Here is a 23,773-nt window from a genome sequence, read left to right on the forward strand (position 1 = left end):
TGTTGATCCTAAGCATGACGAACAACACCTACACGGCAAAATTGGAGTGCATGCAGGCGCTGGGGCTTCGCAGAAGGGGCTGGCGCGTCAAGGTTCTCACGTCCAACATCTACACTCATGCGAAACGCCTGTATGAAGCTTTCGGTGTCGTCGATTTTCTTGCGTTTGAGAATTTGGTCAACATCAAGGGCGCGCGGGCAGCAGCGATTGCGGAGGCCCAACGCCGCAGCGACAAGTCGATGGATTTCCAAGCGGTCATGGAATGGCGGTACAGGGACGCATGGATAGGACCGCAGTTGCTCTCGTCGGTATCGCGGCGTGGTTTCGATGGTGCGCCAGATCCGCGGAAGCCTGAAATTCGCGACGCCATCATCGAGCAGCTGAAGGAATCCGTTGGATTTGTGCACGCTGCCGAGAAATGTTTGGCCGAACTCAAGCCCTCGCTGATCCTCGTCAATGAGCCAAATTACCATACGCTGGGGCCGTTCGTTGACGTCGCGATCAACAGGGGCATTCCGACGATTCACTTTACTCAGCCTTCACGCGAAGATGCGCTGGTTCATAAGAAGCTCACGCGGGAAACCCGTCGCATCCATCCAAACTCGGTCACGCGAGAGACCCTTGAGCGGCTCCTGAAGGAGCCGTGGGGCGCTGAGCAGGAGGCGGAACTCGACGACGAATTCAGGAAGCGCTATGGGGGCGTGTGGAAGGTACAGGCACGCAACCAGCCGGGTACGGTCGACGTAGCGAGTGCCGAAATCCGGCAAGATCTGGGCCTTGATCATAAGCCCGTGGCGGTGCTGTTCTCCCATGTGCTGTGGGACGCGAATCTGTTCTACGGCAAAGACATCTTCGAGAATTATGGCGACTGGTTTGCTCAGACCGTGAAGGCTGCGGCTGCCAATCCTCGGATCAACTGGCTCATCAAGTTGCACCCTGCCAACATATGGAAGCGAAAACTCTCGGGAGCCTCGGGTGAATATGGAGAGCTGCGCATCATCCGCGAGAGTGTTGGCGAGCTGCCGTCTCACGTGAAGTTGCTTCCGGCCGATACGCGCTTCAGTACACTTTCATTGTTCCGAATGGCGGATGTCGGGATTACAGTCCGTGGCAGCATCGGATACGAGCTGCCTTGTTTTGGCGTGCCGGTCATGACCGCGGGAACAGGGCGCTATTCGGGCTTCGGTTTCACTGAGGATCATTCATCTCGCGAGAGCTATCTGGATGCACTCGGCAGGCTTGAAAGCGTGCCGCGGCTCGATCCTGCGAAGGTTCACCTTGCGCGAGTCCACGCTCACGCGCTGTTCGTCAGGCGTCCTTGGGTCTATAAGAGCTTCAAGACGGAGATCGGGCCGGATATTCGCGACCCGCTGTTTCAGAATCTGGTGCCTGTCGTCACGAGCGATGCAGATATCCGACGCAACCGCGATCTTGACGAATTCGCGCGCTGGGCTGAGCGATCTGAGGAGATTGACTATTTAGCCCCTCAGAGCGGCGCCGTTTAACCTCACGGAGCTAGTGTGCACGATATGGTCTCTCTACCTCCACCGACAACTCTGGTTTGGGACGAGACCACGCTGTCTCGTTTCTGGGCGTTTCATTCGCAGTTCAGCGAGAACTATTTTAGTCATCAGAAGGGCAAGAGTCTTATCGCGTATGCGAAGCGCCAACTGCCTGATGGAGCAACTGTGCTCGACTATGGCTGTGGTCCGGGTCACTTGTTGCCGCATCTGCTCGATGCCGGATTTGTGGTGCAGGGAGCTGATATCGCGCGTGACACCATCGGGTCTGCGGTTGCTCTCAACGGCCGGAAGAATTTCCTGGGATTTGCCACGATTGACGAACTCTTGGCGGAGGGTAGAAGGTTTGATGCCATCTTCCTGATAGAAGTGGTGGAACATCTCGATGATCACTGGCTCGCGAAGACCCTTGATCATGTGCACGCACTTCTGAAGATGGGGGGTGCTCTTATCATTACAACGCCCAACGAAGAAAATCTCGAAGACAATATGGTCTATTGTCCGGTTTCGAACACGATCTTCCATCGGTGGCAGCATGTGCGGAGCTGGTCTGAATCGACCCTTGCCGCCGCTCTGACTGCGCATGGATTCAGAGACGTTAGAACCGAGACGCGGACATTCGACGGTGACAAGCCGAACACCGTGTCTTACCTGCGTTATCTCGCTTCAAGGATTGTGACCCGGCTACGAAAGGCACAATCTCTCATCGCGGTCGCGCGCGCCTGACATGGCGGTCGATCGGCTCTGCGTCGTGCACCTGGCCCAGTCCGACAGCGAAGGCGGAGCGAACAAGGCCGCGTTTCGCCTTCACAGCAATCTTCGGAAGGCGGGAGTTGAATCAATCTTCCACTGCGGCCGGAAGCACCTCAATGATCCCTCGATTGTGCCGGCACATTGGCCGGGTGCGGGGGATTTTGTCAGCGACGTCGTGGCCTATTTCAACGCGAGCAGTCTGCGGCAATACCCAAATCGGATCGGTGCGCCGTTTTCGCCAATGCGCTTCAGTTATGGCCGGCTGGACTCCCGTTTGTTGTCGCGTGCCGACGTGGTGTGCCTTCATTGGATTGCGGGTGGATTTCTGAACGCACGTCAGCTTCAAGCCGTGAACAAGCCGATGGTTTGGCGGCTCTCAGATATCTGGCCGTTCAGTGGCGGGTGCCATTATCCCGGCACTTGCACGGGGTTTGAACGGGCATGCGGTGCTTGTCCGCAACTTGGTGGCAAGTCAGACAGCGATCTGTCCCGCTCCGGGATCAGATTGCGAGAGGATGGGTATCGCGATCTGGATCTGACGGTCGTTGCGCCGAGCCGATGGATCGCCGATTTGGCGCGGCGCTCTCACCTGTTCGGGGGAATGCGCATCGAACACATTCCAACCGGAGCGGACCTTACAGTGTTCTATCCCCGCGACCGATTGGCGGCGCGGGCTCGGCTCAATCTGCCGGCAGGTGGACATTTCGTTGTCTTTGGTGCACTTGGCGCAACCACGGACCCTCGAAAGGGCTATGCTCAACTTCACATCGCACTGGAGAAGCTCGCCGCATCGAGTGATCATCAATTGACTCTCGTCACGTTCGGCAGCGACGAGGCAAATCGATCGGCGCAGATCTCACGATTTCCGGTCTGCCATTTGGGGAGGATCGATGATCAGGATACTTTGGCCAACGTTTATTCAGCTGCCGACGTGCTGGTAGCGCCATTTCTCGAAGACAATCTGCCCAATGTTGTCCTGGAGGCCATTGCATGTGGGACGCCTGTCGCAGGGTTTGCGGCAGGCGGCATTCCGGACGCGGTCGAACATGAGAGCCACGGATATCTGGCGCCAACCGGTGATAGTGGGGGCTTGGCGCGTGGAATCGCTTACATTCTCGATCGGCTCGAGGATGGTCACATGAGGAGTAATGCCGGCGCATTCGCTCGACGGAATTTTGATTTGCTGAAGTGTGGAGAGCGCTATGTCGAGCTTTTTCGCGAGGTTGCGGGGAGCCGTGCTTGACAGTTCAACTCTTGCGAACCCCAACGAACGGCCTTCTCCGCTGCGTGCGAGAACAACCTTTTTGCGCAAGATGGATGACGGCACGGGGAGCGGTTAAGACGTTTTCGAAACTGGCTGCAGGGACACCGTCAAACACATGACAATCTCGGTGGCGCACGTGTTGCGAACTTACGGTGTGAGCGGCGGTGAACGGCAGCTCGCGCAGCTATTTGCTGCCGAAACGGGTTCGATTTACAAAAACACGTTCTACTCGCTGTATGACAATCCGGCCTGCACCGCATACTTCTCGCGCATCAGCGGGCTGCACCTGAAAACGGTGCTTGGATTGCGTGCGTCGGTGTTTCCTAACCTGGCTGTTGAACTCCTGCTTCTTGCTGTGCTCGCGCCGGTGTTGCAGTTGCGCATGTTGTACCTGATGGTGTCCGGACGTCACCGGATTTGTATTGTTCATGGATTGCAGGCAGCGGTAGCCTGCTGGTTATCGGCGTGCCTCATGCGCAACATCCATTTCGTATACATCCATCGGGGAACGAAATCGCGTGCAGGGTCGCATCCGGCCTTCAAATGGCTTTACTGGCCGTTCGAAATCATCGCAGGTGTATCCATCGCGTCGGCGGACTCGCTGAAGCCGCTCGCCGGAAAACGCAAGGTCGTCGCTATCGAAAATGGCATCGATTTGGAACATTTGCGCGAAATGACAAAGGGATGTGAGAGGCGGCGTTCTGACGATCTCCTGAGACTCATTTCGTCTGCCCGGCTTATTAAGGACAAGGAGCACGCATTCCTGCTCGATGTATTTAAGAAGCTGCTTCAACGGTGGCCAAATCTGGAGTTTGTGATCGCGGGTGACGGACCCGAACGCCAAAATCTGATCGAACGCGCCGAACAGCTTGGGGTAGCCGGCAAGGTGCACCTAATCGGGCACGTGACAGATATTATTTGTCGTATGGTCAATAGTGACATCTTCGTGCACGCTTCCAGAATGGAGGGTATGAGCAACTCCGTTCTCGAGGCAATGGCTCTTGGGGTACCGAGCGTCGTCGTCGATGCTCCCGGCGTCAGCGAATGCCATCGCAATGGTGAGACAGGTTTCGTCGTTGCGCGCGACGCGGACGAGATGGCGAGGAAATTGGCATTGCTGATTGATGATCGAAGTGTTCGGTCGGTCATGGGAGAGAAGGCAAGGCTGCGCGCACAGGATGAATATTCGATTGCTGCGAACCGTGCCCGGTATCACGCTCTGTACCGTGAACTGTTGGGGAATTGACGCATGTGCGGTTTGCTCGGCGGAATATGGCGCGATGGCGCCGAGGTTGATGAGGCAACGGCGCGAGAGGCGCTTCGTGGGCTGACGCATCGTGGCCCAGATGCCGAGGGGATAGAAATTCACGACGGGGTCTTCCTCGGGCATCGCAGGCTGAGCATCATCGACCTTGATTCACGCTCGAACCAGCCGATGCGAAGTGGCACCCTGTCCATGATCTACAATGGAGAGATCTACAACTATCGCGACGTTCGGGCCGCACTGCAGAGGCGAGGCGTATCGTTCTCCACAGACTCCGACACCGAAGTCGTGCTCAAGGCGTTCGCTCTGGATGGCATCTCGTGCCTCGAGCACCTTGAGGGGATGTTCGCGTTTGCCATCTGGGATGCGCAAGCGCGAAAGCTTGTTCTGGCGCGCGACAAGTTCGGTGAAAAGCCACTTCAGTATTTCCAGGATGCCTCACTCTTTGCGTTCGGGTCAGAATTTCGAGCAATGGAAGCGCTCGCTGGCCCTGAGCGCTTCCAGGTCGACGGTTCGGCGTTGCCGCTTTACTTCCGCTTTTCATACTTGCCCGCGCCAATCGCTCCGTTCTCGGGCGCGCGCCAACTTGAGCCAGGTTGCTGGCTTGAATTTGACGCGAACGGTTGGGAGGCTCGGACGGGTCGATACTACGATCTTCCGGCGCGCTTGATGAGGCTGCAGTCGAAATCACAGATGTCCTTTGAGAGTGCAAAGCTCGAGCTAAGGAAGCGGCTGACTAAGGCTGTTGAAGATCGAATCTTGGCCTCTGACGTTCCGGTATCAACTTTTCTGAGCGGTGGGCTGGATTCATCGGTGGTTGCGGGCCTCGCGAGCCAGACCGGCGCGAAGACTGTGAAGGCCTATTCCGTCGCATTTCCAAACGATCCCGAATTCGACGAATCTGGTTACGCGCGCCTAGTCGCGGAGCGCCATCCAAACCTTGACCATCAAATCATCAATGTGACGGAAGAGGCGCTCGCAGATTTTACGGACCAGACCCTTGCGTTGCTTGGTGAGCCGTATGCTGATGCATCGCTGATTCCGACAGCTTTCGTCTGTTCGCACGTTCGAGAAAAGGTCGTTCTCGGCGGCGACGGCGCGGATGAAATCTTCGCTGGCTACGGAACATACTCCGCCATGCAGTGGAGCGCGCGCATGCCGTCTTGGCTCAAGACGGTGCTCACGCGAGTCCCCGCGGTTAGCAATCCTGTTGCAATCGGAAATCCACTGCTCCGCGGTGCTGCGCTGTTTCACAAACACCTTCGATGTTCCGCCACTGAAGAGTATCTTTCGTGGCGTTCTTATGCCAGTTCAGCGCAACTCGACGAACTTGGCGTGTCTGAGCGCGGAGGTGAGAACCTCCCGATCCCCGAGCGTCCTATCAGGTCTCTGCGCGACCTTCTGCTGACCGACATCGAATTCAATCTGCCCGCTGACATGCTCAAGAAAGTCGATCTTGCGAGCATGCAGCACAGCCTTGAGGTGCGCCTCCCATATCTAGATTCTGGCTTGGTCGAATTCGTCCTAAATTTGCCCGCGAGCTACCTGATAGCAAATGGGCGCCGCAAGCATCTGCTGCGCGAGGCTTTTGGTGACTTGCTTCCTCATGAAGTCCTGGGGCGCCGGAAGCAGGGCTTTTTGTTGCCAATCCGCAAGTGGATGAGGTATGGACGGATGCGGGACGAGTTATTAGACCTATCTGCGGCCCAAAATGTCTTGGATGTCGGCGCGATAAGGCGTTTCGCGGACCGGCATCAGGCTGGAACCGAGGATCTGTCGCCGCTGCTTTGGTCTTGCTATGTTTACCTGAAATGGCAGCAAACGCCAATTGTGGGGCCACTTCGCAATGCGAGATTCGGCGAATGAGAGCATGACGGGGCGAGATCTTAGAAGCGAGCCCCGGGAATGGGTAGTCGCTGCGATGCCAGGATCCTTCGCTTCGACAGTCTTCGCCGCCTCGCGGCGCGCCGTATCCGCAAGTCTCGCCGAGAAGTTGTCCCTCACCATTTGGCTGTTTTGTGTCAGCGTGGCTTGGGCGGCGATCCGATCCGCTTTCGTCGTCAAATCGGCGTCGGGAGAAGTGCTCGACAATTCGGTCCCGCTTTGGATCAGGCTGGCCTTTTTTGCGGCGTTCGTAATTCCTGCGCTTTCGTTTTTCCTGGTCCGGAAGGATCGCTTCTGGCTGCTCGGATTGGGCTCGACCGTGGGGATTTTGCCGGAAGTTCCTACGATCCCGTTCGTGCGGGATAACGCGCACTTTCTGGTCATCCTGAGCGCAGCTGCCGTTGTTTTGCACTGGGCAACGTTCCATCCAAAGGAGCGTTCATCGAATTTTGCTCGCATTTTCGCGGGTTACATTGCCGTGTGCGGGATGTCGGTAATCGTCAATTTCCTCGTTTACCAGATCGTCTGGCAATTGAAGGTGGGAATATCATTTCTGATCTTCTTCTCGGCCCTCGCGGTCATGATTGTAAGCGTCAGTTGTGCCAGCAAGTCACGGTGGGAGACGGTCGAGAGTTTGGTTGAGGGGCTCGCGTGGGGGGCTATCGGGCAGAGTGTGATCGCGGTGTTTGCGCTTCCGCTTCTGTTAAGTCTCCCTTTCGAGGAGGGCACCGACACCCTCTTTGGTCTGGCGTATTATGATCGCTACAAGTCGACGATGCCGGGGCCGGTCAATCTCGGGATGTTTTTTGTCGCGGTTTTGCCGTTGGTGCTGCTGTGGATGCGTTGGGGAGGCAGTATCATCAGAACACGGGTTGGTTGGTTCTATCTGCAGATGGCGCCGTGGCTGGTCGTGATTACTGGCAGCCGAACAGCCCGAGTTGTGATGATCGGAATCATCCTAACTCTTTTCCTTAAGGCTACGACGCGGCGGAGCGCGCTTCTGATCTTGCCATCCACTGCCGCGGCCTTTTACGTGGGCTTTTATTTCGAGTCCTTTCCGGCAGCCGTCCGCACGATGTTCGGAGATACGAACGCCGCCACGCTGAGCATCAAGGGAAGATTTTTCGACGTTAGTGACCGAACTGGCTTGATACAGTCTGCTCTCGCTTCTCTGCCGACAATGGGGCAGAATCCATTGGCGAACTCATTGTACGCGCCGGACCAGAACGCTACCCTGCATATTGCACCGCTTGCCAGCCTTCTTCCGGCGAAGATAGTGACTATACTGAACTTGCTGTTTGGCTATGGTTCCGGTGTCGCAGGATATGTCCGAAGCGGATATCCGTCGCCTCATACCACCATCCTGAACTTGTTGATCGACACCGGGATATTAGGCTTCATTCTTTGCTGCACGTTCTTCGTGTGGCTTGCAGCGCGGCTATTTGTGCGCTCCTTTTCTAGGTCCGACCCGCATGCGATCACGATCTGGCTTTGCTTGCTATCTTACGGGGCCTCCTCAGTCGCAAACGGTACGTATGTCCCGCAGTGGTGGGGGTACTATTCTGTCATCCTCATCCTCGCCTCTGCGGCAGCCGCGAACTCCATAACCGAGCAAAGATCCCGAAAGCTGAAGGGAACTTTGCACCCAGAGTTTGAAAAGAATTCGCAGTGTGCTCAACCAGCTTGTCAGCGAACGACACAGGCCAATTGAGTGCGGGTTGACAGGAACATGATATCAAGCGGGCTGGATGAGGCGGCTTCGCACGATGAGGCGCAAGTTCCGTTCCTGTCGATTGTGACCGCGACCTATAACAGCGCCGCCACTGTGAGGGACACGCTGGAGAGCGTACTTCGACAGACCTTTCGCGATCTCGAACATATCATTGTCGATGGCGGTTCGACCGATGGCACGATCGAGATCCTCAAGGAATATGGCAGCAGCATCCGATGGATTTCGGAGCCTGACCGCGGCATCTACGATGCGATGAACAAGGGCATCGCGATGTCCCGGGGACATTGGATACATTTGTTGAATTCCGACGACTTCTACGCGTCGAACAACGTGTTGGAGAAGATCGTACCGCTACTCGCACCCGATGCGCTCAATTACGCTGATCTGATCCGATTGAATGCCGATGGAAGTCGAGTTCGGCAGAGCTATCGGTTCCGAAAGTGGCCATTGTATATCTCGGCCTTCCTTCCGCACCCCTCCTTGGTGGTCTCGGCAGAACAGTACCGGGTGGCCGGACTCTATGACTCGAGCTTTCGAATTGCAGCTGATCATGACCTGATTCTGCGTCTTCTCGACCGCTATCCTGCCAACCACATCGCGATAGAAATGACAGTGATGCGACAATCCGGCGTTTCGGCAACGAATCTTGACGTCACGATGCTGGAATTCGGCCGAGTCTTGCGGAAGCACAATGTGCCAAGCATTCTTGTTGGCCTCCTGACGGGGGCTCGCCGAGCTTGGTGGAAGCTCAGATCTAAATAAGAGGCTAATCTGACTGTTTTCTGAGGACGCTCCAGTCGACCTACCCTTCGCCGTTGGGCTTCAATCTCCTCATCGACACGAGGCCTAGGGTCGAATATTGAGGTCCGCGGGGATGCCGGCCCCGCGGGTCAAGGGGCTGGCACCACAACCATCTGTAGGGATATTGCTAATGTCGGTCTTTCAGGGCCCGCTGTATGGCGGTATGATGTTACTGTGATTGAGGCATCGTCAGCACAAACCGGCTTGATGGAACCGAAGTCGTCGGCCGCAATATCCCGCAAGGTGCTGATCTGGCATTGGGGACGACGGGGCGGGGGGGTAAGGTACACCTACGAACTGGTGCGCGAACTCAAGAAACATCCCGAGCTGGAGCTGCATCTGTCGCTATCACGGCAAGGGGACATCATTGCCGATTTCGACGCGCTTGGGCTGCCAGGTTATCACGTCGACACCTACACGAACGTTTCGTCGGCGATCCTCGCCTTGCTGCGTGTGCCGATCGTTCGACATCGGTTCTGGCGCTATGTGCGCGAGCACGACATCTCCGTGGTGGTCTGCACCATGAGCCATCTGTGGAACGTTCCGACCTTGTGGCGCAAACCCCGGGACGTCGCCTACGTGTTCGTCCTGCATGATCCAAAGCCGCACGCCGGCGACGACATCGCCATCCGCAAATGGATGCTGGACACCGAAATCGCCGCAAGCGACGGCATCGTTGCGCTGACCGAGTATACGCAGAAATCGGTTACGACGAACAACAGCTTCCCTGCCGAACGGGTGTGGATCGCCCCGCTGGGGGTCTTCCCCTATGCCGAGACGAGAAACCAGGCCCCCACGCGAACCGGGCGCAGGATCCAATTGCTCTTTTTCGGACGCCTGTTGCCCTACAAGGGGCTGGATATCCTTCTTGACGCCTACAAGATCATGAAGCGCGAGGGCAAGGACGTCGGGCTTCGCATCATCGGCCCGGGAGATATCGAGCCGTATCGGGCGCAGATCGCGGGGCTCGAGGACGTCTTCGTTGATAACCGATGGATCCCCGAAGAGGATGTCGGCGGGGTCTTCGAGGGGGTCGATATTGTCGTTGCGCCATATCGCGGAGCAAGCCAGTCCGCCGTGCTCGCGACGTCGGGCGTGGCCGGAATTCCCGCCGTCGTGACCCCGGTCGGCGGGCTTGCCGAGCAGGTCCTGCACGAGCAGACCGGTCTGGTCGCGGCGGATTCGACGCCGGCTGCGCTTGCTGTCGCACTCAGCCGGCTCGTCGAAGACGAGGCTTTGCGGCTGCGTTGCGGGGTGGCTGCGAAGGCCCACGCCATGAGCGAGTTGTCCTGGTCGGCCATCGCTGCGAAGTTCGCGTCCATTCTCACGTCGGTCACTCCACGCCAGAAGCCCGAAGCGCGATAATGTGTGGCATCATCGGAATTGCGAGCAGCAAGGCAGGTCGGATCGATCGCCAGATCCTGGGCCGGATGACGGATGCGCTTGCGCATCGCGGCCCGGACGGTGACGGCCACTGGATCAGCGAGGACGGCTGCGCCGGGCTTGGGCATCGCCGGCTTTCAATCATCGATCTGTCGTCCGCCGGCTCGCAGCCGATGATTTCCGCATCCGGCCGCTATGCGCTGACCTACAACGGCGAAATCTACAATTACCGCGACCTGCGCCGCGAGCTCGAGGCCAAGGGCCATCACTTCAATGGTCACTCCGATACCGAGGTCGTCGTTGCAGGCTTCGAGCATTGGGGTATCGACGAGACGATCTCGCGCTGTGCCGGCATGTTTGCATTGGCCGTCTGGGACGGGCGCGAACGCACCCTCGTGCTCGCGCGCGATCGGCTCGGCATCAAGCCGCTGTACTATAGCGTTGTGAACGGAACGCTCGTCTTCGCCTCGGAGCTGCGCCCGATCGTGGTGCAGCGTGGCGAGCTTCCTCCGATTTCACTGCCAGCTTTGTCCGAATTCCTGCGTCTCGGCTACGTTCCGGCGCCTTTCAGCATTTTCGAGGGCGTGTACAAGCTGCCCGCCGCGACCAGCCTCAGGTTTCGCGACGGTCATGCGAGCGAGCCGAGAGCCTATTGGTCGATCCCGGAGGTCGTCGCGCGCGGCATGTCGAGGCCGCGGGCTAACGAAGAGGAGGTGCTGGAAGAGCTTGACCAGCGCCTGCGCAGCATCGTCGGCGAGCACATGATCTCCGATGTGCCGCTCGGGGCGTTCCTGTCCGGCGGTATCGATTCCAGCTCGGTCACGGCCATCATGCAGGCCGTGGGCGGAGCGGCCACCAAGACGTTCTCGATCGGCTTTGACGATCCGGGCTACAACGAAGCCAAGCACGCCGCCGAGGTCGCAAAGCACCTTCAGACCGACCACACCGAGCTCTACGTCTCGGATGCCGATGCGATGGCCGTCATTCCCTCGCTCCCCGACATCTATGACGAGCCCTTCGCGGATATCTCGCAGATACCGACCTATCTCGTCTCGAAACTCGCGCGGCAGCAGGTGACGGTTGCGCTGTCCGGTGATGGTGGCGACGAATTGTTCGGCGGCTACAACCGTTATCTGTTCGTCTCCGATTACTGGAAACGTCTGACCAGAATCCCCCATGCATTGCGCCGCATGGCTGCATCCGGATTGTCCTCGGCATCGCCTGCGAGCTGGGATGCCGCGTTTCGTGCGCTGAGCTACGTCCTGCCGCCCCACCTGCAGCCCGCGCTGCCGGGGCAGAAGATCCACAAGGTCGCATCCGTGCTTGCATCCTCGACCCTGTACGAGCTGCAGAGCAGGCTGGTGTCGCAATGGGCCAACCCGGAAACCGTGTTGCTCTCGTCTGACGGTGTCGCGCTTGCGAGACCCGCGCCGCTGGCGCTGGCGCCCGACGTTCCCGCCACCGCGGAGCAAATGGCCTGGGACATGTCGACGTATCTCGTGGACGACATCCTGACCAAGGTCGATCGGGCAAGCATGCGCGTCGGGCTCGAGGCGCGCGTGCCGCTGCTGGATCACCGCCTGGTCGAGTTCGCCTGGGAGATTCCCATCTCGCTGAAGTTCAGGAACCATTCCGGGAAATACATCCTGCGGCGCTTGCTGGAGCGTTACGTGCCGCGTGAGCTGTTCGAACGTCCCAAGATGGGCTTTGGCATTCCGATCGACAGCTGGTTGCGTGGCCCGCTGAAGGGCTGGACATCCGATTGGCTGTCGTCAGGGAGCGACGAGTTCTTCGATCGCAAGGCCATCGGCGACAACTGGCAGCAACATCAGATCGGCCGGGTCAATCGCGGCGGTCAGCTCTGGACCGTGCTGATGTTCGACCTGTGGCTTGAGCGGGCACGGCGATGGGTCTGAGTTCCTACGTGCCGTGGTGGGCCAAGCTGGGCATCAAGCTCGGGCTTGCGCGCCTGCCTGTCCCTTACGCGCTCTGGAAACGCCTCGGACTCTTCCGCCACGGCGAGATGATGGTGCCGGAGCGCGCGATCTCCGCCTTCGAGAGCCATTTCCAGTCCGCCGTGGAGCACGGGCAACTTCCTGCGAAGTTTCGTTCCCTCGAACTTGGACCGGGGGATTCCGTGCTGTCGGGCTTCGTCGCGCGCGCCTTCGGTGCTGAAAAGGCCTGGCTTGCGGATGCGGGGCCGTTTGCAGAAACCGACATCTCCGGATGCCGCGAGCTTCTCGCGCTGCTTGCCTCGCGCGGGCGAGCCGTTGCGCCGCTGAAGTCGGCGACCCTGCAGGATGCGATGGCGGAGTTCGACGTCATCTACCTGACGGAAGGCACGAGCTCGCTCAAGACCATCCCGGACCAGTCGGTCGATTTCATCTGGTCGCAGGTCGTGCTCGAGCACATCTACCGCGATGAATTTCCGGCCCTCATGAAGGAATTGCGCCGGATTGTGGCTCCGGGCGGGATCGGCGTTCACAGCATCGATTTCCGCGACCACCTCGGAGGCGGCCTGAACAATCTGCGCTTTGGAGATAAGGTCTGGGAGACCCAGGCTTTCCGGACCTCGGGCTTCTACACCAATCGCATCCGCCCGCGGGAAATGATCGACCTGATGAAGGCAGCCGGCTTCAGCGTCGAGGCGCTCTCGGAGCAGCGATGGCCGGACCTGCCGCTGCCTCGCGGTCGGATGGCGCCGCAGTTTCGGCCGTTCGCGGATGAGGACTTCATGGTTTGCGAGATCCGCGTGATCATGAGGCCGGCGTGAGGGAGGCCTCCGCCGTTCCCGCCCGGAAGCGGTTGCTGTTCGTCGTGACAGAGGACTGGTACTTCGTCTCCCACCGCCTGCCGATCGCCCGCGCGGCGCTGGCTGCCGGATATGAGGTGCTGGTGGCGACGCGGCTCGGCGAAAAGGCCGATGCCATCACTCGCGAAGGCTTCACGCCGATCGGCCTGGAGCGCATGCGGCGCTCCGGCCGAAATCCGCTGCATGAGCTGGCGAGCATCGCTGAACTGGTGAAGCTTTACCGAAGCCATCGTCCGAGCCTCGTTCATCACGTGGCGATGAAGCCCGTCCTGTACGGTTCGATCGCGGCACGGCTCGCGGGCGTGGCTGCAATCGTCAACAACGTCGCGGGGCTGGGGTTCGTATTCGCGTCCAAGGCGGTCTATGCGCAGACGCTCCGCCGCGTGATCGCGCCGCTGCTAAGGTTCGCGCTGAGCCAGCGGCAGGCGTTGACGATCGTCCAGAACCGGGATGATGCGCGCGTCTTGGCCGATGAGATCGGCGTCGCGCCGGTCAAGATACGCCTCGTCAAGGGATCGGGGGTCGATCTCGCGCAGTTCTCGCAAGTGCGCCGAGAAAGCTCTCCGCCTATCGTGCTCCTGGCCTCGCGGATGATCAAGGAGAAGGGTGTCGAGGATTTCGTGCGCGCCGCTGCGCGGCTGCGGGACAAGAACGTCGCTGCACGGTTCGTCCTTGCCGGCGCGCCCGACCCTGAAAATCCGCACTCCATTCCCGAAGCCGTGCTCAGGCAGTACCACGAGGATGGTCTCGTCGAGTGGTGGGGACATCGCGACAATATCCCGGAGATCATCCGTGAGGCGGCGATCGTCTGTCTTCCGACGACGTACGGGGAGGGAATACCCAAGACCCTGATCGAGGCCGCCGCCGGCGAATGTCCCATCGTCACCTATGATGTGCCGGGCTGCCGGGAGATCGTGACCGATGGCACCAACGGCATGCTCGTCCCGGCCGGCGACGTCGGCCGGCTCGCCGACGCGATCGCGCAGTTGCTGGCAAACCCGGAGCAACGAAAGCTCATGGGCGCGCAGGGCCGAAAGCTGGTCCAGGCGGAATTCTCTCAGGAGATCGTCGTCGCCCAGACTCTTGCGATCTATTCAGAGCTTCTGGCGCAATGAAGGTTCTTGTCGTCGGCGCTTCGGGGTTCGTCGGCGGGCATCTGGTCCGCCGACTTGCCGCCGACGGAATTGCTCTTCGCGCGGCCGTCCATCGCAATCGCGCAGACCTGCCGGCCGGGATCGAAATTGCCGAAAATGTCGATCTCGAAGGCCCCTTCGATTGGACATCTGCGGTCGCGGGATGTGACACCGTTGCGCATCTGGGGGCGCGGGTGCATGTCATGCGCGAGAGCAGCGCAGATGCGCTCGACGCCTATCGCCGCGTCAATGTGGACGGGACGTTGTCTCTTGCACGGAAGGCAGCTGCTGCCGGTGTTCGCCGCTTCGTGTTTCTGAGTTCGGTCAAGGTGTGCGGCGAATTCACCGCCGCTGACGCACCCTTCGTCGAAACCGCAGCGCCGCGTCCGCAAGACCCGTACGGAGTCTCGAAGCTCGAAGCCGAACAGGGCCTGCTCGAGCTCAGTCGCGTGAGCGGGATGCAGGTCGCCATCCTGCGGCCGCCCCTGGTCTATGGGCCGGGTGTGCGTGCGAATTTTCTATCGATGATGCGTTGGTCGCGGCGCGGAGTTCCGCTGCCGCTTGGCGGCATCGACAACCGCCGCAGCCTGATCGGCGTCGGCAACCTGGTCGATCTGATCTGCACCTGCCTGCGGCACCCGGCAGCGGCCGGAGAGGTCTTCATGGCCAGCGATGGCGAGGACTTGTCGACGCCTGAGCTCCTGAGAAGGCTGGCAGCGGCGCTCGACACCAAGGCGCGCCTGCTGCCCGTTCCCGTGGCTCTGTTGGAGGGCGTGGCCGCATTGGCAGGACAACGGGCGTTGGCGCAGCGGCTCTGCCTCTCGCTTTGCGTCGACAGTCGCAAGGCCCGCAAAACGCTCGACTGGCAGCCGCCCTTCGGCGTCGACGAGGAGTTGAGGCGCACCGCACGGGCGTTTCTGCAATCTCGCTAAGGCAGGCAAGCCAGCAGCGGCGGAGCGCTATGCCCTTGCCTTCGCTGCGCGGCGATATTCGAGCTCGCCGTCCGCCAGCAGCCTGACGACGTCCTTCATGAAGATCTTCGCTTCCCAGCCGAGAATCCGTTTCGCCTTGGCGGGGTTAGCCGAATTGCACTTGAGGTCGATCGGGCGAAGCAGGCTTTGGTCGAAGTCGATGTGCTTTTCCCAATCGAGTCCGAAATAGCTGAACGCCTCGCGAACGTAGCTCTCGAGCGTGTTGGTTTGTCCTGTCGCGATCACGAAATCCTCGGGCGCGTCGGCCTCGAGCATCATCGCCATGGCTTCGACATATTCCGGCGCCCAGCCGAAGTCCCGAGAGATGTGCAAATTCCCAATTCGCAGACTATCCGTCTTCTTTTCGGCGATATCGGCGGCGCCCGCCACGATCTTTCGGGTGACAAAGCGCTGCGGCCGCAACGGCGAGTCATGGTTGAACAATAGCCCGGAGCACGCAAACATCCCGTGTGCGTCTCTGTAATTTGCCACTGTCCAAAATGCCGCCGCCTTTCCGACGCCATAAGGGCTTCGTGGACCGAACGGGGTGGATTCATCGGCGGGCAGGTCGGTATTGCCGAAGCATTCGCTCGAGCAGGCATTGTAGACGCGAGAGCTCAGTTTCAGCCGATGGACGGAATCGACGATGTTGTGAGCACTGAAGATGGTGGATTCGAGCGTCTGGACCGGTTGGTCAAATGACAGGCCGACGGAAGACTGACTTGCGAGATTGTAGATCTCGTCGGGAGTCGTGTCGGAAATGACGCTCAGGACGCTGCCGAAGTCTGCGGGATCCACCGAGTGCAGCGTCACCCGGTCGCGGATCCCCAGCCGCTGCAGGTTCGCGAAGATGCCGAGCTCCTTGTCGCGGGATGTCCCGTGGATCGCGTAGCCGAGCTTGAGCAGATGCGCGGCCAATAACGAGCCGTCCTGTCCGGATATTCCGAAGATGAGGGCTTTTTTGGACATGACGAGCTGACTTCCAGACCGCGGTTTGCGACACCATAGCTAGCTCTAAAGGCAGGCGGCCTCAAGCGCTAGCGGCTTGGGCAAGTCCCGTCGCCGAAAGATAGGGGATTGCAACAGAGGTGCTTCCTAGCTAACGAGACGCTGCAGCGCAGTTCTGGCGGGAGCGGACAGGTTTGCCAACTATCCGAAACATTGGCGTCATCGGCCTTGGCTATGTCGGGCTTCCAGTGGCGGTGGCGTTTGGTCGGGCCGGATATCGGGTCACCGGATTCGACATCAGCGCGGAGCGGATCGCCGAGTTGCGTCGAGGCCAGGACCGTACGCGCGAGATCGAGGCGGCTGATCTGGATGCGGCGCGGATTGCGTACTCGGACCAGCCGGCAGATCTGGCCGCGGCCGACTTCTTCATCGTCACGGTTCCAACGCCGATTGACGACGCCAACAAGCCCGACCTTCGCGCGCTGCTCAGCGCATCGAGGTCCGTCGGTGCCGCCTTGAAGAAGGGAGACATCGTCGTATACGAGTCGACGGTGTATCCCGGCGCGACCGAAGAGGAATGCGTGCCGGTGCTCGAGCGTGCCTCCGGACTCAAGGCGGGCGTTGACTTCCACGTCGGATATTCGCCTGAGCGGATCAATCCCGGAGACAAGGCGCATCGCTTCGAAACCATCCAGAAGGTGGTGTCGGCGCAAGACGCCGGATCGCTCAGGATCGTTGCGGACGTCTATGGTGCGGTCGTCACGGCCGGCATCTACGAGGCGCCGTCGATCAAGGTCGCCGAAGCCGCCAAGGTGATCGAGAACACGCAACGCGATCTCAACATCGCCTTCATGAACGAGCTCTCGCAGATTTTTCACGCGCTTGATCTTGATACCGGCGACGTGCTGGCGGCCGCGCGTACCAAGTGGAATTTCCTCCCGTTTCAGCCTGGACTGGTCGGAGGACACTGCATCGGGGTCGATCCCTATTATCTGACCTATCGCGCCGAGATCGCGAAGTACCATCCCCAAGTCATCCTTGCAGGACGGCGAATCAATGACGACATGGGCGCACGGATTGCGCGCGAGTGCGTCCGGCGCCTTCTGAAGCGAGGATCGCGCGGCGGGGTCGTCACGGTGCTCGGCGTCACGTTCAAGGAGAACGTGCCGGACCTTCGCAACTCCAAGGTCATCGATATCGTCCGCGAGCTGGAATCGTTCGGCATCAAGGTTCAGGTCAGCGACCCCTGGGCGGATCGCGCCGAGGCCCTCCACGAGTATGGAATTGCGCTCTCAGACCACGACGAGCAGCAGCCGGCCGACGCCGTCGTACTCGCCGTCGCGCATGACAATTTCATCAATCTGGGCTGGCCGTTCTTGCAGACGCTGTTGAAGGAAGGGCAGGGCCTCGTCCTGGACGTCAAGTCCCGGCTGGATCGGGCGAGCAAGCCGGCCGAGATCGAACTTTGGCGACTTTAGGTCCTGAGCAGGTAACAGGCGCAATGACTAATCAAAAGATTCTGGTGACCGGCGCCGCCGGCTTCATAGGTTTTCATGTCGCGCAGCGGCTTGCGTCGGCCGGTCGGGAGGTCGTTGGTCTCGATATCGTCAATGACTATTATGATCCCACGCTGAAGGAGGCGCGGCTTCGCGTGCTCGAGAAGCTTCCATCCTTCCGCTTCGTCAGGATGGATCTCGCCGATCGCAACGCGATGGCTCCATTCTTTGCCGAATCCCGCTTTTCCCATGTCGTGCATTTGGCGGCTCAGGCCGGCGTGCGATACTCCCTGGAGAATCCGCATGCCTATGTCGACGCGAACCTGCAAGGCTTCATGAACATCCTGGAGGGCTGTCGGCATACGCAATGTCGGCACCTTCTCTACGCTTCGTCGTCCTCCGTGTACGGCTCGAACCAGAAGCTGCCGTTCTCGGTGCACGACAATGTCGATCACCCGATCAGCCTCTACGCCGCGTCCAAGAAGGCGAACGAGTTGATGGCACATTCGTACAGCCATCTGTTCTCGCTGCCGACCACCGGCCTGCGGTTCTTCACGGTGTATGGGCCGTGGGGACGGCCCGACATGGCGATGTTCATTTTCGCAAAGGCGATCGTGGAGGGCAGGCCCATCAAGCTGTTCAATCACGGGCAGATGTCGCGTGACTTCACCTACGTCGACGACGTCGTGGAAGCCATCGTCCGGCTGATTGACCGTCCGCCCGTTTCCGGGCAGTGGGCTCCGACGGATGCTCCGGATCCCTCGTGCAGCGCTGCGCCCTGGAAGATCTACAACATCGGGAACAACAGGCCCGAGCAACTGATGGACGTCGTTGCTCTGCTCGAGAAGGAGCTGGGCCGTGTTGCAGCGAAGGAAATGCTTCCCATGCAGCCCGGCGACGTCCCGGCGACATACGCCGACGTCGATGATCTGATGCGAGACGTCGATTTCCGGCCGGCCACCAGCGCCGAGGAGGGGATCGGCAAGTTCGTCAAATGGTATCGCAGCTATTACGGGGTCTGACCGTACGAGGCTGCGCCAGTCGCTTCCTCATCCGTCGCGGGACAAAAGACTTTTGACGAATTGCTGGAGATCCGGACCTTCGAACAGGTAGCCGCGTATCCCGGCTCCGGTCGCCGCTTCGACGTCAGTGGGCTTGTCTCCAACGAGAAAGCTCCGGACAGGATCAACCTCGAAGCGTCTCATGATGTTCGTGATCATTCCGGGCCCTGGCTTTCTGCAGGTGCACGAGGTGCGATAGGGCTCGACGATGGCCTCGGGGTGATGCGGACAATATTCGAACGCATCGATGTGGGCGCCGGTCAAGGCCAGCTGCTCTGCCATCCACGCGTGAAGAGCCCGCACATCAGCTTCCGCGTACAGGCCTCGCGCGACGCCTGACTGGTTCGTGACAACGAACGCCAGATATCCGGCGTCGTTGACCGTCTTGACCGCTTCCCGCGCGCCCGGCAGCCATCTGAACTTCGTTGTTTCAAAGAGATAGCCGATGTCCTCGTTGAGGACGCCATCACGGTCGAAGAAGACGGCGGGTCTATTCATTTGACAGACACTCCAGGGCCGGAGCAGGCATGCTGCGACCGGGTCCTTGCCGCACCGACTGCTCCTGTCGAAGCAGCGAGCCGAGAAGCCCCACGGCCAGGCAATACAATACGCCCTGCGTGACCTGGGAGAGCTGACTATTGAACAGCGATCCCAGAACGTTTTGAAGCACGATGGCCTGTCCGAAAAGATGAGGAATGGATTGGCCCATGAAGAAACCGAGGTGCACGGTCCACATGACGACCAGGACTGCTCCGCCCAAGAGACCCGCCTGGATGGCGATCGCGAGAAACTGATTGTGGGGGTCAGGAACGGCCTGTCCGTAGGGAGAGGGTCTGTCCGCCTCCAGGGAAGCGTATAGCGATTTGGTGCTCCCGGCGCCATGGCCGATGATCGGCGCTTGCTTCACGAATTCAATCGCCTTCTCCCAGAAGTCGAGACGGCTCGCGGTCGACATGGTGGGCTTTTCGGCTGGGGCCGTCTTTGCCTGTTTGGACTCGGGAGTTGTCGATGACGCCTGGGTGCTACCCTGGCTGACATTCATGGCATGCAGATCCGTCTCGATCTCCGCGACCCGGCGCTGCGCCTGGTCGGAAAACGTGACCGCCAGGCTCGCGACAAGGCATAGCGGAATGGCAATCGCGAAACGGTGCCGCCAACCATCAATGAACGCCAGAAGGCGCACGGCGAGCGCGCCGGCGATCAGCATGCCGGTCTTTGAGAGCGGTATGACGAAAACGTCGGCGAACAACAGGATCGCCAGGAGGCTTGTGCAGATCCCCTCCGGCTTCTTGTTCGCGTGAGAAAGCCGGACCGAGCAAACTGCCAGCCCAAACGAGCACAGAGAGAAGCAGGTGCTCTGGACGGCATTGTCCTTCACTGGAATGCCAGTCGCCTTAAACCATCCCCACGGACCTGACGGCCATGACAGCGACGCAAGTGACAAAGCCAGCAGCAGTGTGCACGCTACCGCGAAGCCGCAGGCGATGTGCATCGCTTGCCGGCTATTGAAATTGCCTGCCATCAGCACGGGAATCAGGAGAAGCTTTGTGTAGTGCGACGCTCCGCCCGGCCCAAAAGGGGTTGGTGACCACAGCATGCTGATGGCGACGACTCCGAACAGTGCAAGGGGAAGGGTCGCGGAGGGATGTTGCAATGTGGACCGCCAATCGGCCCGTGAGGTCGATAGCAGCGTGAAGATGATGAGGAAGGAAAGCGCAATTGCCGTCCCGCTGGTGGTGATGGGGAGCATGAAGGCTGTGATCACAGCGCTGAGCTGGCGTCCGAGATCCACCGTCGAATCCAAATGCTGTTTCACCCTCGTTGCCTTCGGTCTGTCGCCCGCATGTGCTGGCAGAATCATTCCGGGGCCGGAGGGCCCCATTTTTCAAGTTAGGATTGGGCGTCGCGAATTGATACGGACAGCAGCGCCTTCGATTTGAACGCATGTTCACAGGAGCGTGGTGCGCGGCACGATCCCGCACGACAGCGGCTGCTCCGAGCGCTGAACTGCCTCTCCTCTGCAATGAGACGGCACGTCTGTGGATAACCGTCGCAACCCTGCATGACTTTGGAAGCGTGCGCCTTGTCCATGGAAAATACACACGCAAGCAAAGCCTATCGAACGTCACGCGCGATAAACTGAAACGACGAGCAACCAGGTCGCGGAGGCTAGCACTCTTGAAAAGGTCGCCTGGTCAGCGGTGCTGTGCGATCTGCCTTCAACTCGAACGCGGCCGTTGGAAATCTCAGGCTCGTGAGTATCCGCTGCGCGTAGCCCATCTGTCGCAGACGGACCGCCTAAGGTTCACGACCGTATCAGAGTAGATGATTCGTGCCTTCGGATCGCGCCGAGAGAGCATCGCGACGCTGCCGGAGGTCTACGCCAACGTGAAGTCGTGGACGGTGGGGCGCTTCTGGCCAGGTCAATGTCGGCGGAGGCCCATTGGGGCTCATACTAGAGAGGCGGCCTTCGAGCGGCCGTGACAAATTCGCGGCTGCGCGGGTTGGAGCCGACCTATTCGGCCGACAAATCCGGCTCGGGCCGTCGCTCGCTGAAAAGGTATTCGCCGATATAGTACAGCCCTACGAAGCCGCAGAGCCCCACGGCTGCAACAACGTACTTCACCGAATCGGTGTGTGTGTATAGCTCGAAATTCTGCACCACGTCCGCGAGCATCAATCGGCCCCTGGATTCGAAACCGTTAACATTTAGCAAAGTTTGGTTAAAGATTCGTAAATGTAGGTTTCCATGTGTATACGGAATGGCAAAACGCAATCAAGGATTAACTTAATTTGCCGATCAACTCATGGGTGTGCTCCTCGATCGGGGGCGCTCATCCGAGAGGGGCTTGCGTATTCATTTCGATCAATAACTGGGAACCGTCCTCGCTGGCCGCGAGCACGCGCCAGTCCGACAGTTTGTAGAGATCGACAAATTCGGACCAGGCCTTGAACTCGTGGTTCACGGAGTAGAACTCGTCGAACAAGATCAGATATCGGTATTTGAGCGTTCCGCAGATCGTATCCAGGATTGGTCGCGTGGAGATGTACAGGTCCGCATCGAAGTGGATGAGCCGCAAATCGCGAGGCCATCCGTTCTTCATCAGATAGCGCGTCACCGACTCGCTGAACAGGCCGGACTCGATCTCGACGTTCGGTTGTGGGGGCGGCGGGAAGGTGATCCCGCGTTCGAGGTTGGCGACGATCTCGCGGCGCTTGTCGGGTTCGTCAGCCCACAATTCAACGGGGCCACCAAAGCCCTTGATCGATCCGGCCGGCAGTCCGTCCCAGGATTCCGGCAGGCCCTCGAAGCAATCAAAACCGGCCAGGCGAAATGCCTGTGGCAGGTGATCGACGAAATACTTCAGCGACCCACCATTGTTGGTGCCGAGTTCAAGAATCGTCCCTGACGCGGAGTTCGTGTTGATCCAGTTCAGCGCGACGTTCCAGATGGGGTGCTTTCCGGTCGTCTTGTTGAACGTCGGTACGATCGTCACGCGATGATCTTTTGCAATCTTCTCGCGCCAAAAATGTTCGAAGCGCAATGTGTTTGCGATCTTCTGCGCGGTTACGCCGAACCATTCGATCTTGTCGATTGCCACGGAGGGAAGCGAGGACAGTGGCGCCAGCAAGCGCCGAAACCGTCCCGCATGGCGCGGTTTCTCGGCGAAAGGAGCCGTTGCAATAGCGAGCGATTTTATCTCTTGGGCCATCTCGTGTTCCGTCCCAGATCGGCACATAGAAACATCCAGCAATCGGCATAGGGCGCAAGCGGGACGAGCGCAAGAAAAAGACGAGCGCTAGCCTGGTCGCAGATGGCTGCAGCAGGGCTTCCAGGGAAATCCCCGAAGCTGCGCCATCGATCGTCAGGCTCAATTGGACGGTCTGGCGATTTGGCAAAGGTCCGAAATTCCACTTGCGGTAGTCGCGTCCAGAAGCCTACATCCTGGGCGCTTAAGGTCGACGGATCGCCGTTCTGGATGGCTTCGCGGCAATGTCGTGCGATGACGCAAGAAATCAAAAATCGATCGGCGCGGCTTGGCCCGAATTCAGACTTGCGACGATGCCAGCCTCAATGCTTACGCGATCCTCCATTCATGGGTAAGCACTATCACTGTACGCCTTCGCGGCGATTATCCAGAATCGGATTGGCTTCCGCCGAAGGTATTCTTGCTGGTAGTCTTTCGGCCGCGGCGTTGTAGCTTGGCACCCGATTCTCACCATTCTGAGGCGTCGCTAGAAACCGTTTTGGGCCAAGCAAGAGCGAGGTGCTTCAGGTATGAATGTCGGCAAACGGAGCGAGGGAGTGTCGGAGGCGCAGTTGTTCGTTGACTCAGAGCCGCACCGCGCTCGTCAACGTCTATATTGTCGTCTAAAGACGAGAGCTGGACAAGTTCGTACGCTGGTGTGTAGGGGGTAACCAATGCGGACAATGAAATCGTGCAAGGGCCCGGGAGCCTACTTCGTTGCGACTGCGGTGATGCTCGGCGAGCTATGCATACCCCCAGCCCAATCAAATCCTGCGACCCGGTTGTCGAGTTTCATTTGAGTTTCGTGACTACCAGGAATAGCCTTTGCTGCCGTTTTCTGCTTATGAGCTCGCGAACAACTTGTTTGTGCCAAGAAGGCCCCGTATGAATACGCGCATTGCTCTCATCACCGGCATTACTGGCCAGGACGGCGCCTATCTCGCCGAATATCTGCTGTCGCTCGGCTATGTCGTGCACGGCATCAAGCGCCGCTCGTCCTCG

20 protein-coding genes are annotated in these 23,773 nt (G+C 59.4%); 15 read left to right on the forward strand and 5 right to left on the reverse strand.

The window, feature by feature from the left end:
- The first annotated feature begins 14 nt into the window (after positions 1-14).
- The 12 genes from BRAGE_RS0105940 to BRAGE_RS0106000 all read left to right on the forward strand — a co-directional run bounded on the left by BRAGE_RS0105940 (position 15) and on the right by BRAGE_RS0106000 (position 15,478).
- Complete coding sequence (locus BRAGE_RS0105940; protein WP_141263408.1) at positions 15-1,505, forward strand: hypothetical protein; 1,491 nt, start codon at positions 15-17, stop codon at positions 1,503-1,505.
- 24 nt (positions 1,506-1,529) lie between these two features.
- Positions 1,530-2,246, forward strand: coding sequence for a class I SAM-dependent methyltransferase (locus BRAGE_RS51565; RefSeq protein ID WP_027564709.1), 717 nt, complete (start codon positions 1,530-1,532; stop codon positions 2,244-2,246).
- Between the two features lies 1 nt (position 2,247).
- The gene (locus tag BRAGE_RS47890; RefSeq protein WP_027564708.1) at positions 2,248-3,516 is read left to right on the forward strand and encodes a glycosyltransferase; all 1,269 of its coding nucleotides are present in this window, start codon (positions 2,248-2,250) and stop codon (positions 3,514-3,516) included.
- 136 nt (positions 3,517-3,652) lie between these two features.
- Complete coding sequence (locus BRAGE_RS0105960) at positions 3,653-4,783, forward strand: glycosyltransferase family 4 protein (RefSeq protein WP_027564707.1); 1,131 nt, start codon at positions 3,653-3,655, stop codon at positions 4,781-4,783.
- Between the two features lie 3 nt (positions 4,784-4,786).
- Positions 4,787-6,667, forward strand: coding sequence for an asparagine synthase (glutamine-hydrolyzing) (gene asnB, locus BRAGE_RS0105965; protein ID WP_027564706.1), 1,881 nt, complete (start codon positions 4,787-4,789; stop codon positions 6,665-6,667).
- 55 nt (positions 6,668-6,722) lie between these two features.
- Positions 6,723-8,396 carry a hypothetical protein gene (locus tag BRAGE_RS0105970; protein ID WP_027564705.1) on the forward strand — a complete coding sequence of 558 codons (1,674 nt, stop codon included), beginning with the start codon at positions 6,723-6,725 and terminating at the stop codon, positions 8,394-8,396.
- Between the two features lie 18 nt (positions 8,397-8,414).
- Positions 8,415-9,179 (forward strand): glycosyltransferase family 2 protein, encoded by a 765-nt coding sequence (locus BRAGE_RS0105975; protein ID WP_051378419.1) that lies wholly within the window; start codon positions 8,415-8,417, stop codon positions 9,177-9,179.
- A 213-nt stretch (positions 9,180-9,392) separates the two neighbouring features.
- The gene (locus BRAGE_RS51570) at positions 9,393-10,583 is read left to right on the forward strand and encodes a glycosyltransferase family 4 protein (RefSeq protein ID WP_141263412.1); all 1,191 of its coding nucleotides are present in this window, start codon (positions 9,393-9,395) and stop codon (positions 10,581-10,583) included.
- The gene (gene asnB / locus BRAGE_RS0105985; protein WP_027564702.1) at positions 10,583-12,517 is read left to right on the forward strand and encodes an asparagine synthase (glutamine-hydrolyzing); all 1,935 of its coding nucleotides are present in this window, start codon (positions 10,583-10,585) and stop codon (positions 12,515-12,517) included. Before BRAGE_RS51570 ends, asnB (BRAGE_RS0105985) begins: the two co-directional genes overlap by 1 nt.
- Complete coding sequence (locus BRAGE_RS0105990) at positions 12,508-13,374, forward strand: class I SAM-dependent methyltransferase (protein WP_027564701.1); 867 nt, start codon at positions 12,508-12,510, stop codon at positions 13,372-13,374. Before asnB (BRAGE_RS0105985) ends, BRAGE_RS0105990 begins: the two co-directional genes overlap by 10 nt.
- The gene (locus BRAGE_RS0105995) at positions 13,371-14,528 is read left to right on the forward strand and encodes a glycosyltransferase family 4 protein (RefSeq protein ID WP_027564700.1); all 1,158 of its coding nucleotides are present in this window, start codon (positions 13,371-13,373) and stop codon (positions 14,526-14,528) included. The genes BRAGE_RS0105990 and BRAGE_RS0105995 overlap by 4 nt, the downstream gene beginning before the upstream one ends.
- On the forward strand, positions 14,525-15,478 hold the full coding sequence (locus BRAGE_RS0106000) for a UDP-glucose 4-epimerase family protein (protein WP_027564699.1): 954 nt from the start codon (positions 14,525-14,527) through the stop codon (positions 15,476-15,478). Before BRAGE_RS0105995 ends, BRAGE_RS0106000 begins: the two co-directional genes overlap by 4 nt.
- 27 nt (positions 15,479-15,505) lie before the next feature.
- Here the strand turns inward: BRAGE_RS0106000 and BRAGE_RS0106005 are convergent, their stop codons facing one another.
- The gene (locus BRAGE_RS0106005) at positions 15,506-16,486 is read right to left on the reverse strand and encodes a GDP-mannose 4,6-dehydratase (RefSeq protein WP_027564698.1); all 981 of its coding nucleotides are present in this window, start codon (positions 16,484-16,486) and stop codon (positions 15,506-15,508) included.
- A gap of 182 nt (positions 16,487-16,668) precedes the next feature.
- Between BRAGE_RS0106005 and BRAGE_RS0106010 the strand changes: the two genes are divergently transcribed.
- A complete protein-coding gene (locus BRAGE_RS0106010) occupies positions 16,669-17,943 on the forward strand; it encodes a nucleotide sugar dehydrogenase (RefSeq protein ID WP_027564697.1) in 1,275 nt (424 codons plus the stop codon).
- Between the two features lie 23 nt (positions 17,944-17,966).
- On the forward strand, positions 17,967-18,983 hold the full coding sequence (locus BRAGE_RS0106015; RefSeq protein WP_027564696.1) for an NAD-dependent epimerase: 1,017 nt from the start codon (positions 17,967-17,969) through the stop codon (positions 18,981-18,983).
- Between the two features lie 27 nt (positions 18,984-19,010).
- On the opposite strand, the gene BRAGE_RS0106020 is transcribed toward BRAGE_RS0106015, so the two are convergent.
- The 4 genes from BRAGE_RS0106020 to BRAGE_RS0106035 all read right to left on the reverse strand — a co-directional run bounded on the left by BRAGE_RS0106020 (position 19,011) and on the right by BRAGE_RS0106035 (position 22,735).
- Positions 19,011-19,520: a D-glycero-alpha-D-manno-heptose-1,7-bisphosphate 7-phosphatase gene (locus BRAGE_RS0106020; RefSeq protein ID WP_028146210.1), complete on the reverse strand. Its 510-nt coding sequence runs from the start codon at positions 19,518-19,520 to the stop codon at positions 19,011-19,013.
- A complete protein-coding gene (locus BRAGE_RS0106025) occupies positions 19,513-20,838 on the reverse strand; it encodes an O-antigen ligase family protein (RefSeq protein ID WP_159073982.1) in 1,326 nt (441 codons plus the stop codon). Before BRAGE_RS0106025 ends, BRAGE_RS0106020 begins: the two co-directional genes overlap by 8 nt.
- A 699-nt stretch (positions 20,839-21,537) precedes the next feature.
- Positions 21,538-21,699 (reverse strand): hypothetical protein, encoded by a 162-nt coding sequence (locus BRAGE_RS54255; RefSeq protein WP_156950838.1) that lies wholly within the window; start codon positions 21,697-21,699, stop codon positions 21,538-21,540.
- 157 nt (positions 21,700-21,856) lie between these two features.
- Entirely contained in the window at positions 21,857-22,735 is an 879-nt protein-coding gene (locus tag BRAGE_RS0106035) for a hypothetical protein (protein ID WP_027564693.1), read from the reverse strand.
- A 921-nt stretch (positions 22,736-23,656) separates the two neighbouring features.
- Here BRAGE_RS0106035 and BRAGE_RS52440 point away from each other — a divergent pair.
- Positions 23,657-23,773: GDP-mannose 4,6-dehydratase (locus BRAGE_RS52440; protein ID WP_156950916.1), on the forward strand; the 117-nt coding region annotated here is incomplete at its 3' end.

Source organism: Bradyrhizobium genosp. SA-4 str. CB756, from assembly GCF_000473125.1.
Lineage (GTDB): Bacteria > Pseudomonadota > Alphaproteobacteria > Rhizobiales > Xanthobacteraceae > Bradyrhizobium > Bradyrhizobium arachidis.